The 2,869-nt window shown below is 54.0% G+C and carries 5 protein-coding genes; all 5 read left to right on the forward strand.

Annotated features, from left to right (window positions below; genetic code table 11):
- Positions 1-135: 135 nt before the first annotated feature.
- The 5 genes from ACTJJI_RS26110 (at position 136) to ACTJJI_RS26130 (ending at position 2,097) form a co-directional block, all read left to right on the forward strand.
- Complete coding sequence (locus ACTJJI_RS26110; protein ID WP_440656288.1) at positions 136-576, forward strand: lysozyme; 441 nt, start codon at positions 136-138, stop codon at positions 574-576.
- Positions 573-986 (forward strand): lysis system i-spanin subunit Rz, encoded by a 414-nt coding sequence (locus ACTJJI_RS26115; protein WP_440656290.1) that lies wholly within the window; start codon positions 573-575, stop codon positions 984-986. Before ACTJJI_RS26110 ends, ACTJJI_RS26115 begins: the two co-directional genes overlap by 4 nt.
- Positions 977-1,066 (forward strand): hypothetical protein, encoded by a 90-nt coding sequence (locus tag ACTJJI_RS26120; protein ID WP_440656296.1) that lies wholly within the window; start codon positions 977-979, stop codon positions 1,064-1,066. Before ACTJJI_RS26115 ends, ACTJJI_RS26120 begins: the two co-directional genes overlap by 10 nt.
- A gap of 138 nt (positions 1,067-1,204) precedes the next feature.
- The gene (locus tag ACTJJI_RS26125) at positions 1,205-1,678 is read left to right on the forward strand and encodes a LysR family transcriptional regulator (protein ID WP_440656292.1); all 474 of its coding nucleotides are present in this window, start codon (positions 1,205-1,207) and stop codon (positions 1,676-1,678) included.
- On the forward strand, positions 1,675-2,097 hold the full coding sequence (locus ACTJJI_RS26130; RefSeq protein ID WP_440656294.1) for a LysR family transcriptional regulator substrate-binding protein: 423 nt from the start codon (positions 1,675-1,677) through the stop codon (positions 2,095-2,097). The genes ACTJJI_RS26125 and ACTJJI_RS26130 overlap by 4 nt, the downstream gene beginning before the upstream one ends.
- The last annotated feature ends 772 nt before the right edge of the window (positions 2,098-2,869 follow it).

Consider the following 2,869-nt stretch of genomic DNA (forward strand, 5'->3'; position numbering starts at 1 on the left):
TACGGGGTTCTTTTCGCCAGGATTGGGATTCCATACTTAGATGTCCGTCTGTACAGGTGGGCGTCTAAGTTACCAGCACTGGCTTAATGGCTACATACGGCACTGGGTTTACGCTTACGACAAAGGAGGACTTCCATGCGGATGAGTGATGACGGTCTTACCCTGCTCCGGAAGTTCGAGTCCTGCCGGACAGTGGCCTATCAGGACAGTGTCGGTGTCTGGACCATCGGCTACGGCTGGACACAACCAATCAATGGGGTTTCTGTTCACCAGGGGATGACAATCAGCCGGATGCAGGCTGAAGACCTTCTGTCACAAGGCATTGCTCACTATGAGCAGGCGGTGCAGTCGCTGGTGACCGTTCCTCTGAGTCAGCAGCAGTTTGACGCACTGGTAGATTTTACTTACAACACGGGCATTCAGGCGCTGGCGTACTCCACTCTTCTGAAGCGCCTCAACGCCGGCGACTACGCTGCCGCCGCAGACGAGTTTCTGCGTTGGAACCGGGCCGGCGGAAGGGTGCTGGCCGGGTTGGCACGTCGCCGCCACGCGGAGCGTGAGAGGTTTTTATCATGATGCTACCCTCGCTGCGACTTCTGTGGTGGGGAGGCCTCTGCGCCGCCTTCATCACCAGCATCACATGCGCCAGCCACTATCATCGCCGCTGGCAGGAAACCTGCCGGGCACAGGATGACCTACAGCAGCGCCTGCGGCAGACCTCACGACAACTTCAGTTGCAGCAGGAGCAGCAGCTGAAGGTCGCCGCACTAGACCAGCAACTTACAGGAGAACTGACACATGAAAAAAATCATATTACTCTTCTGGAGCAGCGCATTCGTTCTGGGCAGCGCCGCCTGCAGCTCCACGCCCGTTGCACCGATGGCGCTGAAAATGCCGCCACCTCCGGCCTGGCTCATGCCCCCCCACCCGACTTACTGACACCGCTCAGCGGGATTATTTCCGTCTCAGATGCCGAATCGCCCTGATTCAAGCTCAGGTCAGGGGGCTGCAATCTTATATCCGGCTACAGTCCCGCACAGACGTCAGGTCCCCTGTCCCACGGTAGTAACAGGATGACAAAATGGTACCCCGGACTATTATTGAGGGTATCATGCGCAGGGAAAATGATGACTGCCGGTATTCTACCCCGGCAGATACCGGCAGCGTGGTTCACCCAATGTTCCGGTCAGAGAAGGAAACCATCATGTTGTTCGCATCAAAACAGCTGCACTATTTTATTGTCGTCACGCAAAAGAAGTGCCTGGCGAAAGCCGCCGAGCATTTATGTATCACTGCTTCCCCGCAGGGAAGAAGCATCACACAGCTTGAAGAACGTCTGGGCTATAAGCTATTTACCCGGTTACCGGATGGCCTGCGCCTGACGCCTCAGGGGGAAGCGCTGTACCATGACGTCTGGCCAAATTATCAGCGTCTGATGGAACTGGAGAGAAATCACCGGATGGGAGAAGTCTCTCTGATCAACACCCTGAGCATGGCCACTGACGGTCTGTACAGCGGTTTCTGCACCACACTGGCCGACAAGCTATCCGCGCTGATGCCCGCACAGTATCTTCAAATGCAGATACTGCCCTTCGGCGGCATGCAGTCTGCGTTGGTAAATCACCAGGCAGACTGCATGCCGCCCCCCTCCCTGAAGAAAAAGGACTTTACCGAATGACGTTACCCGAAGAACCGTTAAAACTCGCGGTGGCGGCGGAACTGAGTACCTGCTCACCCGTAACGCTGATGAATGAACTGCCGATGGCGCAGTACAACGTAGTGCCTGATAACGAGCACGCCCGCCGCGTCCTGGGCTGGCTGAAGCAGACGGGGGTGCTACCGAAGGTGGTTCGATTTCCGGAGATGAGCCAACGTCTGCGTCTGGTTCAGCAGGGGCTGGCTGTTAGCCTGGTCCCCCTCTCGGTTGCACGCATTTTTCAGGGGGGGGACGTCACACTGCTGGATTTACCGACAGACTGCCCGACACTCGACCGCTACGTCTACTGCCTGCAGAATAAATATCCGCTCCTTGAGGATACCCTGGGGTTACTGAGTGCCAGCGTTGAACACTGGCTGACCCCGGTAGCTCAGCATTAAGAGCGGCGACACAACTCGGAACTGCCAGCAATTATTGTCACGAGATATCGCCAGGGAGCAGCTCGCATAACGCACAGTACAACTGCCTACCCTCCAGCGTCAGTAACAACAGGTCCTGGTGAAGCGAAAACAACGGATTAGGCAGCGATGACTGCCACCGGAGCAGCCGCCGCCTGACCTCCTCCGGGCGGAGATGCTGCTGGTTAGCACAGACAGATATGCTACCAGTACGAACCACGGAGATAAACAGTTGTGCTTCTGCGGAAAACAACCAGGATACTGACATGACGGGAACTCCCTGAGATCCGGGCGGAGAATAAAATGGAAAAAGCAGACTACGGCTGTTTCTCCTCTATATGTATATGGTAAGTATACCGTGACCCCACTCAACGATCAGAAAAAACAATTAATCATATTAAATTAATAATTAAAATCTATTAAAAAATCCATATCGAACAGCGTTTCCGATTACGGTGAACAGGCACATCGGTCCTCAATCCAACCTTGGTTTATCCGGATTCCAGGCGCAGGGCACTCAGTCATCAGGCATGGTTAATGAAGCACTATTCCAGAAGAGTCCAGTAATATAGATCCACTCCCATTGACGAAATACCAGAAAAACAAAATGGTAGAGTGATGTCCAGGAAAACGTTCTGAATCGCCACGGATAATCTAGACACTTCCGAGCCGTTGATAATACTGGTTTTCATATTCTGTCGGTGACATATGATTGCTCGAACCATGCCGACGCTTACTGTTATAAAACATTTCG

It is taken from the genome of Enterobacter sp. 22466, from assembly GCF_052044775.1.
Taxonomy (GTDB): domain Bacteria; phylum Pseudomonadota; class Gammaproteobacteria; order Enterobacterales; family Enterobacteriaceae; genus Enterobacter; species Enterobacter dissolvens.